The 17,958-nt window shown below is 56.0% G+C and carries 16 protein-coding genes; 1 reads left to right on the plus strand and 15 read right to left on the minus strand.

The genetic code is table 11. The features are described 5' to 3' along the window. Nucleotides 1–149: 149 nt before the first annotated feature. Nucleotides 150–533: a hypothetical protein gene (locus tag F8N44_RS01485; RefSeq protein ID WP_007920327.1), complete on the minus strand. Its 384-nt coding sequence runs from the start codon at nt 531–533 to the stop codon at nt 150–152. Between the two features lie 586 nt (nt 534–1,119). Here F8N44_RS01485 and F8N44_RS01490 point away from each other — a divergent pair. Next, nucleotides 1,120–1,491 carry a DUF6124 family protein gene (locus F8N44_RS01490; RefSeq protein WP_150649037.1) on the plus strand — a complete coding sequence of 124 codons (372 nt, stop codon included), beginning with the start codon at nt 1,120–1,122 and terminating at the stop codon, nt 1,489–1,491. Nucleotides 1,492–1,548: 57 nt separating this feature from the next. Here F8N44_RS01490 and F8N44_RS01495 read toward each other — a convergent pair whose 3' ends face one another. The 14 genes from F8N44_RS01495 to F8N44_RS01565 form a co-directional block, all read right to left on the minus strand. Further along, the gene (locus F8N44_RS01495) at nt 1,549–1,980 is read right to left on the minus strand and encodes a hypothetical protein (RefSeq protein ID WP_150649038.1); all 432 of its coding nucleotides are present in this window, start codon (nt 1,978–1,980) and stop codon (nt 1,549–1,551) included. A gap of 66 nt (nt 1,981–2,046) precedes the next feature. Continuing rightward, complete coding sequence (locus F8N44_RS31545) at nt 2,047–2,370, minus strand: tetratricopeptide repeat protein (RefSeq protein ID WP_224794713.1); 324 nt, start codon at nt 2,368–2,370, stop codon at nt 2,047–2,049. Further along, nucleotides 2,348–3,127 (minus strand): hypothetical protein, encoded by a 780-nt coding sequence (locus F8N44_RS01500; RefSeq protein WP_224794714.1) that lies wholly within the window; start codon nt 3,125–3,127, stop codon nt 2,348–2,350. The genes F8N44_RS31545 and F8N44_RS01500 overlap by 23 nt, the downstream gene beginning before the upstream one ends. A 163-nt stretch (nt 3,128–3,290) precedes the next feature. Beyond that, a complete protein-coding gene (locus F8N44_RS01510) occupies nt 3,291–3,839 on the minus strand; it encodes a hypothetical protein (RefSeq protein WP_150649039.1) in 549 nt (182 codons plus the stop codon). Nucleotides 3,840–3,858: 19 nt separating this feature from the next. Further along, a complete protein-coding gene (locus F8N44_RS01515; protein ID WP_150649040.1) occupies nt 3,859–4,230 on the minus strand; it encodes a hypothetical protein in 372 nt (123 codons plus the stop codon). 4 nt (nt 4,231–4,234) lie between these two features. After that, on the minus strand, nt 4,235–4,690 hold the full coding sequence (locus F8N44_RS01520) for a hypothetical protein (RefSeq protein WP_150649219.1): 456 nt from the start codon (nt 4,688–4,690) through the stop codon (nt 4,235–4,237). Nucleotides 4,691–4,778: 88 nt separating this feature from the next. Continuing rightward, complete coding sequence (locus F8N44_RS01525) at nt 4,779–5,507, minus strand: hypothetical protein (RefSeq protein WP_150649041.1); 729 nt, start codon at nt 5,505–5,507, stop codon at nt 4,779–4,781. Then, complete coding sequence (locus F8N44_RS01530; protein WP_150649042.1) at nt 5,504–7,954, minus strand: alpha/beta hydrolase; 2,451 nt, start codon at nt 7,952–7,954, stop codon at nt 5,504–5,506. The genes F8N44_RS01525 and F8N44_RS01530 overlap by 4 nt, the downstream gene beginning before the upstream one ends. Nucleotides 7,955–7,963: 9 nt before the next feature. Then, nucleotides 7,964–9,358, minus strand: a complete 1,395-nt coding sequence (locus tag F8N44_RS01535; RefSeq protein WP_150649043.1) for a TIGR01777 family oxidoreductase — start codon at nt 9,356–9,358, stop codon at nt 7,964–7,966. Between the two features lie 138 nt (nt 9,359–9,496). Beyond that, a complete protein-coding gene (locus F8N44_RS01540) occupies nt 9,497–10,864 on the minus strand; it encodes a lysozyme inhibitor LprI family protein (protein ID WP_150649044.1) in 1,368 nt (455 codons plus the stop codon). Nucleotides 10,865–11,320: 456 nt separating this feature from the next. After that, on the minus strand, nt 11,321–11,830 hold the full coding sequence (locus F8N44_RS01550; RefSeq protein WP_150649045.1) for a hypothetical protein: 510 nt from the start codon (nt 11,828–11,830) through the stop codon (nt 11,321–11,323). Then, a complete protein-coding gene (locus F8N44_RS01555; protein ID WP_150649046.1) occupies nt 11,820–14,855 on the minus strand; it encodes a hypothetical protein in 3,036 nt (1,011 codons plus the stop codon). Before F8N44_RS01555 ends, F8N44_RS01550 begins: the two co-directional genes overlap by 11 nt. A 16-nt stretch (nt 14,856–14,871) precedes the next feature. Continuing rightward, a complete protein-coding gene (locus F8N44_RS01560; protein WP_150649047.1) occupies nt 14,872–15,891 on the minus strand; it encodes a tetratricopeptide repeat protein in 1,020 nt (339 codons plus the stop codon). Nucleotides 15,892–15,896: 5 nt separating this feature from the next. Further along, complete coding sequence (locus F8N44_RS01565) at nt 15,897–17,945, minus strand: type VI secretion system tip protein VgrG (RefSeq protein WP_150649048.1); 2,049 nt, start codon at nt 17,943–17,945, stop codon at nt 15,897–15,899. Between the last annotated feature and the right edge of the window lie 13 nt (nt 17,946–17,958).

The following is a 17,958-nucleotide window of genomic DNA, read 5'->3' on the forward strand; positions in this document are numbered from 1 at the left end:
TGGAACTTGAGTAGAGCATCGCGACGATGCACAAAACACCTGATAGAAATGACAGTCCGATTGTCTTTGCGAGCCGCAATGATGGCCTTACAAGACAAGCGCACCGTTATTCAGTGCGCGCGCATGGGTTTGTTCAAGCCAGCGACTTCTTAAGCTTTAGCCTTCGCCTTTCTTGGTTTCAAATACTTCATCAACCCTTGAAACCACATCACCAGCGCCGGATTGCCCTTGAGCTGGATCGACTTGTCCTGAATCCCCTGCATAAACGCCAACTGCTTGTTCTTCGCCTGCATCGTCGCAAAGCCATAACCGGCATCTTTAAACGCAATCGCAAACGCCGGCTCTGCCACTACACCAGACTTGCTGGTGATACGCTGATCCTTGACCACGAAATGCCGCGCCACTTTCCCATCCAGCGTCTGCAACTGAAACACCAGATCCTTGTCACCCAACTGCTGCTGGAACGCAGGATTTGTCCGGCTGGCCTTACCCATCAACAAACCCATCATCCACAGAAGAAAACGAAATTTCATGCGCACAGCCTCAAAAGGAAAATGAACGGCCGGGGCAGTGTAAGGGATTCGGACGATAACGCCAGTATCTGGCGCGGTTGGAAGAGGATGCAGACCATTTCGCGCACGATGACTGCCAAGTCACGATTCAGCGCTCGCCCACTGATCGTTCCCCCGCTCCGCGTGGGAATGCATCCCGAGACGCTCCGCGTCTCACCACTCACCTTTCCTACACCTGTTGAAACACATCCCTGTAGGAGCCGGCGAAGCCTGCGATCTTTTGATCTTCCGGCCCGCGAATCTATGGGAAATTTCCTGCAAAGTGCGGTGCTGTCCATGAACTAGGCGAGTTGGTGCGGTGGGGATAGGCTCTGTGGGTCGCCGCAAAATCGGTGGCCCGGACGTGCAAGTCCGGTTCAGGTGCACAATCGTTAGTGGCGTTTCGCCGAGCGTTTTCCTATGCTCCCGATCGTTATGGCGGCTGTGCGTCGGAGACCTTCGGGTCTGCCGGGTTCCTGAACCGGTCTTGCACACCAACGCACAGCTGCCACCTATTCGAAGTGCAAAGCGAATTGGTGTCGGCCTCATAACTTCAGGAAGCTGCACCATGATCAAACCAACACCCAATCCCCCCGAAAACCCAGACGTTTCGCCCTACGAAACCCTGGAATCAAAGAAATTCCACGAAGCCGCCGAGCGCGCCCTCGACCACCATTTCAAACCAGCCGTCGAACCGCATCCCAAACGTGAGAACGGCCTCTTCAAACTCTCCCCCGGCACCGACGCCGAAGCCCTCATGGCCAACGCCTCCGAAGATCTCCTGTCCATCAGCGTCATCGCCTGCGACCTCGCCGACGACCTCCACGGCTCCCGCCGCTCGGTGGCACTAGCCCTAAGCAGGATGGCAGACGGCGTGAGATTGATGGTGGAAGGAACACTCGACCAGATTGAAGTGCGAAACGTGGCGGCCAAGCAGTAGCGAAGTTTGTGGATGAAAAAAGGGGACGTTAAGTCCCCTTTCTGAATATTCCCTGCTTCACCACTGGCAACCTGTTTCAGGTTTCGAATCCACGTTGTAATCGTTTTCAAACGAATACTTCTTTGCGGATTTGTAATTCGTATACGACATCGCATCAACCCGGCCACCCTGAGTGACCATCTGATACTCACCTGTCAGTGCGCCATCAACTACTTCAACCCAAGTTGTCGTGTACTGGTAGGGCCGGCCATAGACCAGTTCCTCTTGTTCAGTATTGCGATGAACCAGAGTGATGGCCTTCTTCGACTTGCTGTACTTGACGCCAGCACCGCTCCACTTGGCGACAGAATCGTAATAGGTTCTGAACTCAAAATTTATGGGCTTGCCTTCGTGGGAGCGGAAGCAAAAAACCTCGGTCGTGACCTCGCTATGAGCCGCCAGAGGAACGAAAACGAGCAACGCGGAAAACAATGCAGACGAAAATTTCAAACCGAACATTCCTTTAGCGGTTCATCGGTACAGAACACACAGTTACGGCAACTCAACGAGCTCTTGTCACGCCTCGGGCGCCACAGCGCTGCGCTCACCCACCCTCGCCGGGATTTTCGAAGCTTTTCCCGCTTCAGACATTCGCGATGCGTATTGCTTGTACGCCGCCACCGCCCGCTCTTTATCGTTCACGGCCCAATAACTGTCAGCGAGATTCAGGTAAGCAACCGTCCTGTTTGGGTGGTTAGCAATCACTGCGTTGAGCAACTCAATCGACTCAGCGTAGTAACCCGCCTCGCCGAGCAGAAAACCGAGGTCGTTGGACCAGCCGGGACGCTGCGGGTAGTAGTACTTTGCGACGATATAGCTATCCCGGGGGACAAGTGTCATGCGAGCCACCGCCCATCAACGCGTAGCTCATCGTATCCTTGAAGGAAGAGTCATCACCCTTTCGGTAGGCTGCCAGCGCCATATTCAGCAAATCAGCCGAATCGACGGTCATCAATTTCTTTCTAACGCCCTCAATACTGCCAGTACGAGCAACCTGCAGCTTCTGCAGCGCCCCACGCCCATCGAAAGAGGCGAGAGTGATCGGGCCCAATGTCTGCACCGGCAACTCCACTACGCTGACAAGCGACCGATCACAGGAGTCGTTGTTCGTCACTTCCAGCAGAGCTTTCAGCTCAAACTGCTTTGAGCCTCTATTGAAGGCGAACAACAGGTTGAAGTTGTAAACCGCGTTATCTTCCTCGCTGGTTACCAGCGCGATGTAATCCCCAGCCTCAACGAACGGCTGCTTGACCACAGCTTCCTCAGCCTGTGGATCAATGACGGTCATGACGCCAGGGCGACCTTTGAGTACATGGACGCTGAATACACCCTGAAGCGCAGACGAGTACTGACTCTTGATCAGAGGCAGCGCCTTCGACGTATCGAGCAATATGTCCTCATCACGCGCTTGTTCCGGCGCAATCAACAATCGGTTAGAAACTTCGTCCGCATCGCCCGCCAGCACAAATACCTTTTGCCGTGATGCATCACCCAGCAAGCTAGCCGGAATTTCCTTCAGGACTTGGGGGGCAGCGAGTGCGTATGAAGTGGTTAGCAGCCCAAGGCTCAACACGATAAAGCGGAAGAACATATTCACTGTTTCAGTCCCTGAATTTCAGATCGCTCAACGACGCGTTGCGGAATCTTCTGCGCTTTACCGGCGGCACTCATCGCGTCGCGGTACTCGCGGTAATAACGCTGCGCTTCTTCTTGCCGAGAAATTGGTAGCGCTGAACAAACTGCTGATCATCAACACCCACTTAAGGCTGGCCATAGACGATCCTCTTCACCGCCGGGCTTTCTGACATTAACTGTCTCTTCGTAACGCCATAGGCCTTGATCAGCTCGTCCCGAGATCCCTTCGAGCCAAACGAGCGCTGGTTATTATCGAAGCTGTATTGCTCCAATCGCCCTGTTGTCGAGTAATAGCCGTGCCACTCCCCGCAGGCACCGCAACCACCATATCCGCCTATCGAAACAAGACTGCCCTTGGTGCCTTCCACGCAATCCATCGCCACAACAACATTGCTCAACATCTTCGTCTTCGCACCGTCGGAAGTGAGCTGCGAAACTTTGCTGATATTGCGTCGAAGCACCTTGCTACCGATATTGATGGTCTGGTCGGAGCAGACCGGGATGACGTGGGTTTGCGCACCATCCACCGTCACCGATCGGCAGGACGACACCAACACCACTTCAACACCGCCGCACTGCATGACATCGCGTTGGGTGTAAGCATCCGTCGGCGCGGCGAAGGCTGGGGAAGAGAACAACCATGCCAGGCTCCCGGCGAACAAAAGCTGATTCATTGAGAAATCCTTTTCGCCGTTAGCCGGCCTGTTGTTCCGCCAAGCACTTCGCATAGCCGTCCGCAAACTTGGCATCGAATGACAATGCCACCGGGTCATCCAGCTCGGCCGAGGTATTGAGCAATTCGTGAGTAGCCGGGGTGTATTTGATCCAGCCGATTGTTCCGGTGCCGTCGGTGTCGAAAAACAGCTGAGCGCGCACTACTTCACCGTCGTCCTCGTCGATCAGCAAATTGACCTTGTCCTTGCCGACATAACGAAACGGAAAATCGCTGCTCCTGACAAGCTCAGTAAGGTAGCCGTAGCAACTCCCTTCGCTGGCAATCGCGGGCAGTGAATGAGGTAAAAGCGAAAGCGCAATCAGCACAGGCCGAATGAAAAACCGGTTCATCCACTCACTCCTCATCCATCGGCGACGATTCCACGTCGGTCATGCTCAGCAGCCGGAATTCGTTGCTCACAAACTCGTAGTAACGATCCCGGTTACCACTTTCCAACGCATTCCCCTGCGCATCTTCTTCGCCGTCGAGCGTGATGCCGGAGACGATGATCAAGCGGCTGTCGGGCTGGTAAACCATACCGAACGTGCTGCCGTCGTAAGCATTGGGCAGACCGCCAACCACTTCACCGGTCTGGGCGTCCAGCACCTCGCCGCAAATGGCGCTGCCGCCACAGCCTAGCCTGTGCAGGATGTAATGGCCGGCGAAGTTGACCTTGCCTTTCAGGGCTTGCACCCGTGCCTGTTCCATCATTGGGCTGCTGTTCTCTTGCGGCACCAGCTTATGGTTGGGGCCGGTGAAAACTGGCGTGACGATGTAATCCTTGAAGGCTGGATCGGCAGCGAATGCCATGGATGCGGCAGCCAATATCAAGCTGCCGAGAAGAACTGAAATTCCTTTCACGCTGTAACTCCATCGACGCAAGTCATTGTGGGTGTGTTCATTCGAAGGCAATGCCGCGCACCGCTTTCCTGATTTGCTCGAACCCTTCGTTGCTGATCGCCAATGGGGTGGATGAACCCGATTCCGCCGAGCCGATCAGCACGTCTTTGCCCCTCAGCAGGCAAAAAGCGATGCGGGTAATGTGCCGTCGTGACTTGTCGTGGAAACCGAAGATGAAACCCGAAGAGTTCTCCCCACCCCATTGTTCGAAGGTGTAGGTGTTCGCACGACCCGCCAGAGAGTTTGGCACCCAGCCCTGATCGGTACGAGTCGCCGGACACCTGCGGTCGTTGTCGTCACGCAGGACTTGCACCGCAAACGCATCGTCTACCGGGGGTTTCCAGTCGGTGAGAAGCGAAAAGTACTCCGAGTTTTCACACATCAAACCAAACCACGGCTGGCTGAGGTCACCGTGTTTCTCGAAGTGCCAGTCGGCACCACTCGACGTCTGCGCTTGCCACAAGCTGGGGGCGCTTGACGGTTTGGGCAGTTGTTTGGCTGCGATAAATACCGAATAGAAATCGTCGAACTTCAGCCATTGGTTCTGCAGCAGCGGCATGGAGAACCGACACGAACCCATGTCTACAATTGTCTCGGTCGGGCCTTGCGCAACCGGCGACTGGCCGGGCTCGTTACCGACCAATACAGGACCTGCGCCAGTCACATAACCCACCTGTAAAAACGCGACCAGACCAAAGATCAATTCGCGGAGGTATCGTAGTTTCACTTCGCATCCTTCGAATTGATCAATTCCAAATCCCCATCCCGATACACCACCTCACACCCCACCCACGCCGGATCCACCTGCGGTATCACTGCCGACGGCTTGCGCAGCTCCCGCAACAACGTCGAGCCATGCGACAGCCGCCCACCCATCCGCGCAATCACCGCCCGCGCCGTTTGGTAATGCGCGTGCCGCCCCGGATCGAGGGTGTCTTCGAGCAAGATGTCGGCGCCGAGGATGCCTTGCACCTGCCCCGGATAAATCATGAACCCGGTGGCCAGCTCCGCACCTTCGCGACCGTCCTGCCAGAAGCTGCCGTCGCGGGTGCGTACGTCGGGATGCGGCGCGAACCAATGCTCGCGGTCCGCCAGTGGCATGGCGTGGTGCAGACGGAAGAAGATGCGCATCAGGTTGTCGCGATACCACTCGCGCACTTGCAGGTAGTAACCACGCAGGCCCGGCAGGCCGCTCGAATGGGCGAGGCGGATCAGACCTGGCCATTGCGGGAATGGTTGTAATGGCAGCTCACTCGACGCGGGTCGAGGGGTGGCCGGATCGGTTTCCCAAGGCAAGCGGTGAGGACTGTTTTCAAGGTTGTCGTAAGCGGTTGGCGGGCGGCCCAGCCAATCACCGCCGCTGCTCGCCAGCGCTGTGGCGATGCACAGATTGCCTTGCACCACGAACACGTAAAACCGGGTGAACCAGTCCGCTAGTTGTTGGCCATCGGCAGCTTGGGCGACGAGTTCGGCCAGTTCCCGATCGAAGCGCTGCAAGCCGTTTTCAAGATTCAGCAAATGGCCGCGAGCCTTGCGTTGCATACGCAAAAACAGCGGCAACGAACGCAGCATCTTCAGCGGTTGCCACGGCAGATGTGGCGTCGCGCCGCCAACTTCACCCGCGTAGTTATCGGCGCTGATGCCCCAGTCGGCCAGCCTTGCAAGAAACAGATCATTGTTGATATAGGACGCGCCGCCGAACACCGCGGTGAAAGGCTCGTTGTCCTGCAACACCCGCGCATCCCAACGCGCCATGATCGCCGGAATACTCGCGGCTGCTCGGCGCTGGGCGTATTCCACCAGCACGCTCGGTTGCGGCGGCAGGATCTCGGCGATGTTCGCGGCGGTCAGGTGTCTGCGCCAGCCGTAATCGCTGATCGGCCGGTATTGCAGCAACCACAATTGCGCACCATCCCAGGCCCATTCGACATCGCCGGCCACATAGTGGAACACGCGCAGTACGTCTTGCAAAAAGCGCCAGAGCAGGTCTTCGGTCAAACCGTGGGACGGCGTGAACGCGCCGCTGCGCCAGGCATCGCCGAGCCGCGAAAGCGTTGCCCGCGAGGGGCTGACGTGACCGTCGGCCAGCGATTCGAGATGGCCTTCCACCCATTCCAGTTCTACCGAGAGATGGCGCACAAAAGCGATCCCGGACACTACCGGGGTGATGAAGCGTTGCACCACCACTTCCTCGACACCTTCGGCCGTCAGTTCGGCAATGCGTTTCGGCACATTGGCGGACGGCTCGCGCAGATAGGTGGTGCTCAAACCGGCATTCGCCGAGTCGGCCTGATCTTCACCGTAACTGGAGGAGCGCACCGCCCAGGTCACATCAGGTTGGGCGACGAGAAATGCCGGCAGACGCGGATCGGTGCAATCGTTGAGGGTCAGCGCTGCCGGTACCGCTTGCCGGGCCAGTTCAGCCAGGCGCAAACGCCCACCCTTGGTGTGCGCGACAAACCCGCGCTCGCCCGACTCCAGCCACTGCGCGAACTGCGCGGGCGAGTCGATCCACGGGTAATGACCCCAACCAGATTTGAGGCTGATGGTCAGATCAGCGCGCGCAAGAATCGCCGACCACGCCGCCGCTTGCTCGATGCCGAGCACCGCGTCCTGATCGCCCCAGACCAGCTCGACCGGATCGGTGATCCACTCCAGCAGCGGCAGCGCAGTGTCGGCGCGAATCAGATCCCAGTGCGGCACAAACGCACGGCAGCGCGCATAGCCGGCGCCCATGCGCTGGTACTGCGCAGGCGTCCAGGTCTGGTTGGAGAACTTGCGGGCGAACAGCGTGGGCTTGTTCGACAGCAGCCAGTGGATGGTCTTGCGGATCGGCAGCGGCGACATCAGTGCCGGCAAGCGACGCTGCCACAAAAATGCACCGACCGGCGCCAACAAAACGCTGCGGAAAAAGTGCCCGGGCCGACGCTGCAACGCGTGCAGCACCAGCAACGCATTGACCCCGACCGCCATGATCGCGCTGCCCTGCTGCGTCATCGCCAGCAAGGTCTGCGCGTAGTCCGCCAGATCCTCGCAAGGCGGCTGCGGATTCGCGCCGAAGCCCGGCAACTCCAGCGGCACCACGTCGTAGCGCTGGAAGTGCGGCAGCGCGTCATCCCACCAATCGGCGGCGCTGCCGTTGCCGGCCAGCAGGTACATCAACGGCTTGCTCATGGACGAGCCTCAGGTCAGATCGCGCAGAGCGGCGTCGAGGGTTGGATAGCGGAATGTGTAGCCGGCCTCGGTCAAACGCTGCGGCACCACGCGCTGACCATCGAAAAACAGCTGCGCCATCTCCCCCGCCATTGCACGCACTGGCGCGGCGGGAATGTGCAACCACACCGGGCGCTTGAGGACCTTGCCGGCCTGCTCGGCGAACGCGGCCTGACTGACCGTCTCGGGCGCGACCATGTTGTAGGTGCCACGCAGATTTTCGTCGTTGAAAGCCCGCGCGATCACCTGAAGCACATCGTCGCGATGCACCCAGCTCATGATCTGCCGACCGTCGCCCATGCGCCCGCCGAAACCCAAGCGGAATGGCAGCAGCAACGGCGTCAACGCACCGCCCAAGCCAAAGACCACGCCAAGACGCAGCACCACCTGACGCACGCCAAACTCAGTGGCCGGTTGCGCGGCAGCTTCCCAACGCGCACAGAGTTCAGCCATGAAACCGTCGCCCTTGCTGGCGTGTTCGTCGAGACTTTCGCTGGCATCGCGCACGCCGTAGAAACCGATGGCCGAGGCTTGAATCCATAGCGCGGGTTTGTGCTTGGTGTTCTTCAGCCAGGTCATCAGCGCTTCGGTGGTGCCGACTCGGCTGGCGAGCAATTGCGCCTGACGTTTGGGAGTCCAGCGTGGGCCGGCGACAGGGGCGCCGGCGAAATTGATCACTACGTCGAAGGCTTCGTCATGACTGAGTTCGCTGAGCGAATGCACACAGCGGACGCGGCCGTTGAATAGATTGGCCGCGCTCAACGGAGCGCGCGTCAGTACGCTGACCGAATGGCCCGCGTCGAGTAATCGATTGACCAAGGCTTCGCCGATAAACCCGGTGCCGCCGGTTATCAGCACGTGTTTGAAAGCGCCGCCGGCAAACGGGTTGGATTGGCTCGGAGTCTTTACTGCAGGAGACTTTCGGCGGTCATGCCGATACAGCCAGAACAACGGAGGCAACAACACCAGCAACGCAAAACCGTCGAGCCACAGGTGCGACCAGACCTGTTGTTGCGCCGAGAGCCACATGTCCTGCGGCGCCCATAACAGGATGCCGGCGCTCAACCAGCCCCACACTGCCGGGGCTTTCAACCGATTGCCGATGTGCACCAGCGCGAGCATGTACAACGAATAACTTTGCAACGTCGCGCCGAACAGCGCGAGCCACCAGACTTGTTGTTCGTGGCCGGCCGCAGGTACCGCATCAGCGCCCCAGAATGCGAGTTCGAGATTGTGCAGGTAGCCGTCGAGTAATCCGGAATGGCCGGCCCAGGTCAGGGTGAGGCCGGCGAGAATGTGCACGATTGCGGCTGCGTATAGCCAGAGCACTAACGCGGGGCGAAGCGAGGTCGAGGGGGCTGGCATTCCGTGTCCTGAGCGCATTCCTTGGGGGTGGGGAGTTTAAAGGAAAATCGCAGTCGTCAGACGCTCAAAAACTAAACGTTTTACCGGACGTATTCAGACTCAACGACTGCGAAAACGCATCAGACATGACCCGGCATTTCAGATGCAGTGACTGGCCTTGATAGGTTCAGCGCCCTGCGATCCCAATCGCCCCACGTTGAAGATGCCCAACTGATTACCTTTGTCAGCCGCCATCTGATAACAGGCTAACGCCCGCGACATATCCTTCGTTCCAAACTCGCCACCTTCAAAGGTCGAGGCCAGATAATTCATCGCATCAGCCGAGCCCATGGAAATAGCACGAATAACCTGCTCTTTTGCCTGCTCGGGATGGAGGCAAGGGCCGTTATAGTCAGTGGAGTTTCCTGAACAAAGAAACGTGGCATAGGCCAACGCGCCACTCGGTATTTTCGAGGCTGCTTTGAACAGCGCCTCGACCTTAGGGGTTTCCAACTGAGACGCCATTTGCGAAAGGCTCAGGCTTGCCGCCGACAGGCTCGCCTGTGCGTCACCCGACTCTGCAGCACAGACAAAATTCTCCAGCGACGCTTCAATCAACTTCACCGTCAGCGGGTATTGCTCAAGAAACCCAAGCCCACCTAACGCTTCGGCACGTTGATAACAGAAGTTCTCGGCGCGGCTCATTCCTGGGTTCTCTGTTGCGACAAGATCCTTCTCACTGATCGACCAATCCTCAATCCCCTCAAGCACCCAACATGCCTGACGAGAGAAGTTGAAGATTTTCACATTGCTGTTGCCTGCCCTTTTATCCACCACGTTGACGTGACTTTCATCGACCTCCTCGATCTCGACTCCAGGTGTCTTGCCGGGTGTGATGGCGGCCATCAGCGGATAGGTGAACGTTGTTCCACTGACACCCGAGGTCGAAGGCTCAAAGGTACTACGTTCCTTTCCCGCCACCGGTTTCAACACCAGCGACTTGACCGTCATCGCCGTGAGACGGCGCTGTGATTCGCTGTTGGCGGAAAACGCAGTCAGGAAAGGCGCGAACTCCTCCGAGGGGCAAGCGTCGCTGGTGGGAGCCGTCGAAGCGCTCTTATCGGATGCAAGAGCAGGGACGATCTTGTCCAGATACGCCGAGCGCTCACGACTCATTCTGGCGATGCACGAGTTAACCGCGAACACATGCGCCGGCATCCCCGTCTCGATTTCGAATGCCTCCAAAGGGCAGTTGGCATCGCGCAATTTCAACCACGCACGCTGCGACTCTTTAACCTTCGCCGCGTATTCCGCGCCCAATGCCGGATCTGCTCGATAGTCAGACTCAAGTCGCGTCATTAGCTGCTTGTAGCTGAAATTCAACTGCGTATCGGCAGCCTTCTTCGCCGCCTCCGAGCAGGGCACCATTTCCAGACTTGAGGTGACATGGCTGCAGTCGTCCTGCGCATAGGCTGCTGAAACTGGCAGCAGCAGCGCGGCTAGCAGGGTAAAAACAAAACGGTTCACGGTGTTCATCCTTGAGTCATTCAGGTTTGCATTTGGTGAATCGGGTGGTGCATTGGTCTGGCCCGTTCATTCCCCAGTAAGTGCTGAGCAACGTCTTACGTTTTTTGTCGACGCGCAGGTTAACGAAGCCATCGCCGCAGTCCGGCTGTAACTCTTCAAACGTGCCGGATTTGGGACCAATGCCGTGTCGACCCCTTTGACGGGACTCAATGTGGTGGTTTCAGCTAACGCCGGCATCGTCCAAGTCAGACCGATTAGTGATGCCGCTAGAGGGTGGAACTGCATTTACCCGCCCTACTCCCACCTGCATCCGGAATCCCGGGAGTGCAAACGGGTCGTTGCAACATCAGGGATAGTTGATGGCGACAAGGCAGGAAATGAACACGCTGGAGAAAGGGGAGGTGCGGACTTAGCCAGAGGCACATCCGTCACCTTTCCCCTTGGAATAAACCAAATTTACTGATCGACAAGTTCGATCAGAGTGAGCTTCTTGCCATCGAACTCGTAGAAGCGCTGCCGGTTACCCTCCTCGAGGTCGTTACCCTCTACATCCACTTCCGGATCGGCCGCTACACCCATAATCTCGAGCAATTTGCTGTCTGGCTTGTAGACGGCCGCGTAGGGTGCGGTACCGTCATTTCCGATGATGTAGTAGGCATTAGGAAAGGACGTAACAACCTGCCCCGTTTTCACGTCAAGAATTTCGCCACAGATAGACCCGCCGCCACAGCCGTTTGCGTAAACAACATAATGGCCTGCAAAATTTACCGGTTGCTTGATGGCTTTTTTACGCCCCTCAGCCCAGCTTTTATTTTCATCACTGGCAACAGCATCGTGATGTTGACCCTTAAAAACCTCGTCGACTTTATAGTTTTCGAACCGAGGCACATCGGCCTTGGCAAAACACGAGAAGAGAAAAAGCGCGCCCAGCCAAAACAAGCGGGACGCTGATAACTTACTTGCCATTGTTTTTTGACTCCTCGAGAACACGAACCATGTCAGCCGGCAAAATGTGAGCGGTATTGAGACCGTCGCCCGCATAATACGACTGTCCCTCAAAGCTTGCGACCCTCGCCAGCATCACCGGTTTGCCGTCTTTCATTTCGATGTTTCCGTGCTCATCTTTCTTCGGCACCGGGCTAATGGTCTTGCCCTTTCTTACACCTGCCGAGGCGAATTCCAAGGCCCAGGCATAGGCAGCTTTTTCGACGTCGCCATCGCCTTCCAGATACTGGATGAATGCCTTGCGCTTAACTTTTATCAAGTATTCCTCAAAAATCTTATCCTGAGTCTCTTCGTCAAACTTAAGCGTGGAGGCAAGTTCGAGCTTTTTCACAGCACCATTGATCGTATCAGGAACCATTTGATAGCGACCCGCCGCAAAAATATCCCGGTCCTTCTGTTTCTGCTGTAGTTCAGCGATGGTCAACGTAGTCAAATCAGTTTTATAAAACGCTTTTAGTCCACCCTTGGTCTTGTTGTAAGCCGTGTAATCATTATTCGACTCAACGCTCGCGAGCAAATTAGCAAACGCACTGTGCGCCCAACCTTTTCCAGGCACGGCAAACTTCATGAAATTATTGACGAACGCAATCGGGTGAAAATGATAGACCTGTTTCGGAAGAGGCATCTGTAACGCACCCGCCAGCTCATCCCAAAAAACAAGATTATCAATCCGCTCTTTTTCATGTTCCAGCAACTTTGGCGACTCAGCGAGCAGTTGATCAAGACGACTCCATTTGGGCTCGGAAGACTTCGCCTGCCACTCGGTGGGGTGGTAAGCAATCAACTTTGTCCATTTATCCCGAAACTCCACATTTTTCAATGCCGAGTTCAAGTCCGCAGAAGTAACCTCACCATCTTTGTCACCCAAAGCGTCGAGTTTCGCATGGAGTTCCTTGAAAAAAGGCGGCATCGAGTTCGGATCAAGAAAACCATCTGAATTCTCATCGCCCTCTTTTACAACTGCATATCCCAATTTTGCCCAATCATGTTGAGATATCAACTGAGCACCTGACGACGTAAAGGTAACATCTGCCTTTTTGATCAGGCCCGTCAGCTTTTTATCTTTCTCTGTAACGGTCGGCTCATACCACTCAATCCCTTTTGAGTCTTTGAACACAGAAACCGATCCCATAGGAACTATATGTTTGGACTCAAGGGTCGCAGGCTGTCCCGTGGACGTCTTACTGGCAAGTACCGTTCCCGCCGGCAGGTTCAGGTAACTCATGCCAATTTTCAGGGCTGCTTCATTCTGCAAGAATTTATCGAGGCCCGTATCACTGGTGAATATCTCAATATGAGCGTGATATTTGCTAGAGATTGAACCCTCAACTTTCCCGAGGTTCTCCTGCAAGCCTAAAAACCCTATTGGATGGCCTGCTTTTATCGCTGCTTCGCAAGCAATTACCTTATCGAATTCGGCAGGTGTGACTTCGGCCCACGTGACCATCCGACCGTTACCGATATCTTCGACGCTCGCCCAGAATGTCGACGGAACCGTTCCTGCGCCTCTCAAACCGCCAGACAGGCAGGTGCACTCAGCCATCCGAACCAGAGAACTTCCAACCTTCAGATTAAATACTTTGGTGCCGTCGAATTTAATTTCACTGTTCAAACAAAGGGCCATTTCTCCCAGCGGCTCACCAGCACTTTCACCGTTAGCAACGGCTTTGGGCGCTGCGAACAATGGCAATCCGTTCGGGGCGCTGACACGAGCCTTAACCAGCCCCTTCCAATAGCCTGGCCGGGTTCGTTCCGGCGGTAATATTGCGCTCCAGATCGCGGTGTCTTTTTTATTCTTGACTGCCACACCGTCTTTCTTATAAGCAAACCAGGATTCTTCCCCTAATTTCCTGTTAGGCACCTTGCCACTTAACAACTTGCCTCGTGCGTAAGTGATACCGTTACTGGCAAGCTTTTCTTCTAGAACTTCAAAGACAGATCCAGCAGAAATCAGCCCATACTTCACGCATTCCGGACCTTCCTCAGAATCACTGCGGGCAGTAAAATCTCCCACCGTGAACTTTATCTTCGGCTTACCTAACTCCTCCTCTGTAGGCAAGTAGCCTTTATAGGGCATCAAGTGCATATAAAGACTGAAAAATACCAGCTTGTTTTGTTTACCTTTGTTCGGGCCTTCTTCCGGGTTAGCGGGCGACTTGTAGTCATGGCGAACCAAGCAGAAAGAGTTAGAGTATTTAAGCTTGGCCGGTTTTTCTCCAGCGTACTCCGACTGCAAATAATCTTCGTTGAGGCGATAGGCTACAACCACACCATCCGCCATGCATCGAACAGGCTCATCTTTCACACAGTAGGATGCACTGGCATTACTAATATGAATGCCACCGTGCCAAAAGTTATAGCTACCCAATAGGTATTGACCTGAGGTCTCATTTTCGATGGCGGTATACAGTTCATTGGCACTGTCGAACTGTTTCCCATCAGCCTTCCTTATAGGGAATTGAAAATTTAGAACAGGCTCCGGTCCAGCAGGCTTTGGCGCAGGAGCGGGCGCAGGTGCAGGTTGTTCCGCTGCGCCGGTTCTATACTCTTCTTTAGCCCTGAGAAACTTTGTAGGAATGGGCCAGTAGAAGGCCGGATCTTTAGTGCCAAAATAAGTAAATGACGGCCCTTTCCTCGTCTGGGCGCCGAAGAATTTGCCTGCGGTACCGGTGGGATTAACGTCAACAACAATACCGGTGTGAAATAACTTGGCCCCACCACCCAGCGGATCTTCATTAATCCAAAGAGCGATATCACCTTTCTTGACGTCGGGTGGCACCACGGTTGTGTAGTAAGTGGAATCCACCATTACACGGGTATCTTGATACGGGATTTTGTAGCCAGCCCCCGTCAGCAACAAATTAACCATGTGCGAACAGTCGATTAACTTATTACCGGCCGCATTTGTTTTTATGCCATCGCCACCCATCTTGTACACGTAGCCACGGTTTTCGTAATTACCCGTTAAATCTAATGGTTCTGTCATTTCTGCATCCTGCAAATCAATAGCAATGGCTGGTTTCTGTGGCGTCAGCGGTTTGCGATTTCAATCTGGTTAAATTACTCAGGGCGATGGCATTTCCTTTACTGGCGGCCAAGCGATAGCAATCCAGTGCTCTGGAGGCATCCTTGGTTACCAATCTTCCGGTCTCGAACGTATCACCCAGTTTATTTTGAGCATCGGAAGAGCCCATCGATGCGGCGCGAATCAATTCCCTTTCTGCTTCTTCAGGATGCTGACAAGGACCCTCGGGGTCTGTGTCATTGCCATAACAATAGAATGTGGACAATGCAGAAGCTCCGCTTGCCAGAGTAGTAGCGGCGGCCTTGAACAGGGCTTCGACCTTCTCTGTTTCCAATTGAGAAGCCATTCCGGAAAGGCTCAGACTGGCAGCACTGAGACTTGCCTGTGGATCGCCGGAAGCTGCTGCACACAGGTAGTTTTCCAATGCTGCTTCAAAGAGTTCTCCCGTCAGGGAGTATTTGTCCAGGCCACCAAGGCGTCCGTAAGTTCGCGCACGCTGATAGCAAAAGTTCTCGGCGGTACTCAGGGTCGGCGTGGACCCTTCAACAAGGTCTTTATCATTGATCGACCAGTTCTCGACGCCCTCGAGTACCCAGCATGCCTGACGAGAAAAATTGAAAATCTTGATGTTGCTGTTACCCGCTCGCTTGTCCACAACGTTGACGTGACTGTCGTCGATTATTTCGACTTCAACCCCGTCTGTCTTGTCTGTGGCTAAAGGTGCCATCAGCGGAAACGCCAATGTGGAGCTGTTGATCTCCGCCGTTTGCGGCTCAAGAGTCCGCCCCTCTCCTTCGGGTTTCAACACCAGCGATTTCACCGTCATCGCAGTCAACCGCCGTTGAGTTTCGACATTCGCAGAAAACGCCGGCAGAAACTGGGAAAAGTCCTCGGACGGACATTCATCCGCATAAGCGCTGCCATGAAACAGGCTCAACAGCGACGCGGTGAAAACCGCTATCGCGATGCCATTGCTCTTCTTCAAAACACGATTCATGTCGATCACTCGGAAAACACAAAAAAAGCCTTCGGTTTAACCTTCTCAGGCGGCGCATTCAACAACGCCTGATCCATCAAACTCCCCGCCTTATCCTTATCCGCCGCCCCCGGCAGCACCGGCGGCTTAATCCCGATCCCTGTGCCGGAGCCAGCCGAGCCACCGGCATTGATCTTGATCACCGGCCCAACCACCGTCACCCCACCGCCATCCAGCTTGATAAAGCTCCCACCCCCAAGAATGGTCAGCTCCGTCCCCGCCTCGATAACAATCTTGTCCCCAGCCTTGAGGTGAATCTCTTTCCCCACACTGGTCAGCTGCGCCGTGCCGAGTTTGACGTGTTGGTTCTGCCCAACCGTGAGGTGATCATCCAGCTTCGCTTCAACCTTGCGATCGGAAATCGTGGTGCGGTGTTCTTCGGCCTTGAGCTCGGTGTAAGTGTTCTTCACCACCGTGTCGTGACGTTCATTACCGACCCGAATCTTCTGGTCATGCTCAACGTTCTCATCCCAATCCCGCTGCGCATGAATGTAGATCTGCTCCGCACCTTTCTTGTCTTCGATGCGCAGCTCGTTGTAGCCACCTCCCCCCGGTGAACTAAGCGTTTTGAACACGCTGCGCGTCTTGTTCGCCGGCAAGGCGTAAGGCACCGGGTTTTCCTTGTGGTACAGGCAGCCGGTGACGAGGGGCTGGTCGGGGTCGCCTTCGAGAAAGGTGACGAGGACTTCCATGCCGATCCGCGGGATGCTGATGGCGCCGTAGCGGTCGCCGGCCCAGGAACTGGAGACGCGCAGCCAGCAGCTGGTTTTGTCGTCGGCGAGGCCTTCGCGGTCCCAGTGGAACTGGACTTTGATGCGGCCGTACTGGTCGCAGTGGATTTCTTCACCTTTGGGGCCGGTGACCATGGCGGTCTGGCTGCCGAGTACGCGCGGTTTCGGGTGTTCGAGGGCCGGGCGGTAGAACACGTCCCACGGGGTGGCTAGGAAGGTGTTGCGGTAGCCTTGGTGGAAGTCGTCCTTGTTGTCGGTGGTGTCGCTGGTCACGCCTTCTTCGAGGACTTGCGGCTGTTTGCCTTCGTGGAAGATTTCGGTGAGCAGCCACAGGTCGTTCCACTCGCTGCGCGGGTGGTCGGACATGGCCATGAAGTGGCCGCTGACCAGTTTGGTCTGGTCGCCGCGACCTTCGGCCTGGCGGTAGTCGGCGCGGTGCCGTTCGAGGGCGCGCTGGCTGAGGAACTTGCCGCGCGCGCGGTCGATGAAACGGCCGGGGTAGTCGTAGTCTTCCAGATCCGGTTCGGCGTCTTTGCTATCGAGAGCGCCTTCGGGTTTGTAAGCCGCTTCCATTTGCAGGCGCGGCTTTTCGAAGTCGTAGTCGCGGCGTGTGGTGCGGCTTGTGCGGGTTTCCAGGCGCAGCTTGAAGCCTTTGATCACCGGTTCTTCGGCGACCATGCCGCTGCCCTGCACATACGCGGTTGGCTGGCCGAGGTCGGGGAACACGGTCTGGTCGTCGCCGAACACCAGCAGGTGGGCCTTTTCGCTGTGCTGGAAGTGGTAGTGAATGCCTTCCTCCTCGCACAGGCGCTGGACGAAGTGCAGGTCGGTTTCGTCGTATTGCACGCAGTAGTCGCGATCCGGGCACGGTTGGCTGAGCTGGAAGCTGTAGGCGTTGCCCTTGATGCCGTGTTCTTCGAGGATCAGCGCGATGATTTTCGGCGCTGACATCTGCTGGTAGATGCGCTGGTTGGTGCGGTGATGCAGGTATTGCAGTTGCGGCACCATCGACACTTTGTAGCGAGTCAGGCGCTTGCCGGCATCGCCTTGAGCGACACGGTAGATCTGGCCGTGGATGCCCGAGCCTTGTGGATCGAATGCGAGAAACGCCTGCTTATGCAGGAGCTGTTCGAGATCCAGATCCGGGTTTTCGCTGACCAATTCCAAGTCGAAACGAAACGGCTGGCTGATGCCTTCGGTGCCGGTGAACGACAGCACTTGCAGGTCGCCGACGTAGTCTTCGACCTTGAGGCTGAAGTGGGTTTCGTTAGCTGGGTTGAACATAAAGTGCTCCCTG

It is taken from the genome of Pseudomonas fluorescens, from assembly GCF_902497745.1.
GTDB lineage: Bacteria > Pseudomonadota > Gammaproteobacteria > Pseudomonadales > Pseudomonadaceae > Aquipseudomonas > Aquipseudomonas fluorescens_BM.

What these genes read in the sequence shown, in the direction of transcription:
- F8N44_RS01485 (WP_007920327.1), bottom strand. Translation starts at nt 533, where the DNA reads ATGAAATTTCGTTTTCTTCTGTGGATGATGGGTTTGTTGATGGGTAAG.
- F8N44_RS01490 (WP_150649037.1), top strand. Translation starts at nt 1,120, where the DNA reads ATGATCAAACCAACACCCAATCCCCCCGAAAACCCAGACGTTTCGCCC.
- F8N44_RS31545 (WP_224794713.1), bottom strand. Translation starts at nt 2,370, where the DNA reads ATGACACTTGTCCCCCGGGATAGCTATATCGTCGCAAAGTACTACTAC.
- F8N44_RS01510 (WP_150649039.1), bottom strand. Translation starts at nt 3,839, where the DNA reads ATGAATCAGCTTTTGTTCGCCGGGAGCCTGGCATGGTTGTTCTCTTCC.
- F8N44_RS01515 (WP_150649040.1), bottom strand. Translation starts at nt 4,230, where the DNA reads ATGAACCGGTTTTTCATTCGGCCTGTGCTGATTGCGCTTTCGCTTTTA.
- F8N44_RS01520 (WP_150649219.1), bottom strand. Translation starts at nt 4,690, where the DNA reads ATGGCATTCGCTGCCGATCCAGCCTTCAAGGATTACATCGTCACGCCA.
- F8N44_RS01530 (WP_150649042.1), bottom strand. Translation starts at nt 7,954, where the DNA reads ATGAGCAAGCCGTTGATGTACCTGCTGGCCGGCAACGGCAGCGCCGCC.
- F8N44_RS01535 (WP_150649043.1), bottom strand. Translation starts at nt 9,358, where the DNA reads ATGCCAGCCCCCTCGACCTCGCTTCGCCCCGCGTTAGTGCTCTGGCTA.
- F8N44_RS01550 (WP_150649045.1), bottom strand. Translation starts at nt 11,830, where the DNA reads ATGGCAAGTAAGTTATCAGCGTCCCGCTTGTTTTGGCTGGGCGCGCTT.
- F8N44_RS01555 (WP_150649046.1), bottom strand. Translation starts at nt 14,855, where the DNA reads ATGACAGAACCATTAGATTTAACGGGTAATTACGAAAACCGTGGCTAC.
- F8N44_RS01560 (WP_150649047.1), bottom strand. Translation starts at nt 15,891, where the DNA reads ATGAATCGTGTTTTGAAGAAGAGCAATGGCATCGCGATAGCGGTTTTC.
- F8N44_RS01565 (WP_150649048.1), bottom strand. Translation starts at nt 17,945, where the DNA reads ATGTTCAACCCAGCTAACGAAACCCACTTCAGCCTCAAGGTCGAAGAC.